General features: G+C 71.5%; 1 pseudogene. It reads left to right on the plus strand.

Features of this window, described 5'->3' with window-relative positions:
* Positions 1 to 646 (plus strand): annotated as a pseudogene (locus CBW50_RS29675) (MFS transporter); the annotation flags it as partial.
* Positions 647 to 832 lie beyond the last annotated feature (186 nt).

Consider the following 832-nt stretch of genomic DNA (forward strand, 5'->3'; position numbering starts at 1 on the left):
CCTGCTGTCCGCCATGCCGCGCGCGCGCCCCTCTGCGCCCGCCGCGTCGGCCCTGGCCAGCCTGCGCGCCATCCTGCAGCCCGCCTTGCTGCTGGCGGCCGGCGTGGCGGCGCTGGTCAGCGTGGCCACCTTCAGCTTTTTCACGTATGTCTCGCCCTTCCTGCTGCAGCTGGGCGGGCTCGATGCGGACTGGCTCAGTGCCGCCATGCTGTGCTTTGGCGCGTGCGCCATCGGCGGCAACCTGCTGGGCGGCTGGTGCGCGGACCGCCCCCACGCCCTGCGTTTCACCATGCTGGCGCTGGCCGCGCTGGCGCTCAACCTGCTGGGGTTTTATCTGCTGCGCGCGCAGCCCCTGGCCCTGCTGGCCCTGTGCGGCAGCCTGGGCTTGCTGTTCTTTGCCCTCGTGACGCTGTCGACCGTGCGGCAGCTCGCCCTGGCGCAACGGCATTGCCCGGGCAGCGACGCCGTGGCGGCGGGCTTGAATATTGCCGCCTTCAATGCGGGCACGGCGGCCGGCGGGGCGCTGGGCGGCATGCTGATCGTCGCGTTTGGCCTGCCCGGCATCGCCATCGGCGGCGCGCTGGCGGCGCTGCTGGCCATGCCGGCGCTGTGGTTACAGTCGCGCAAACTAGACGGCCCGCTCTAGTTTTTGCGCGCGGAAGCGCAGCGCCTTTGGCGTACACTGGCTTGCAAAGGCGGTACAAGACAAGGGGAGACATGGGAATGCGACGCAGATCGTTTCTGACACTGGGACTCATCGGCGCCTGTGCGCTGGCGGCCGGCGGCGCCGCCTACCGCGCCGTGCGGGGACCGGCGCCGCCTGGCCGCTTCG

The organism is Janthinobacterium sp. GW458P, from assembly GCF_002127585.1.
GTDB lineage: Bacteria > Pseudomonadota > Gammaproteobacteria > Burkholderiales > Burkholderiaceae_D > Janthinobacterium.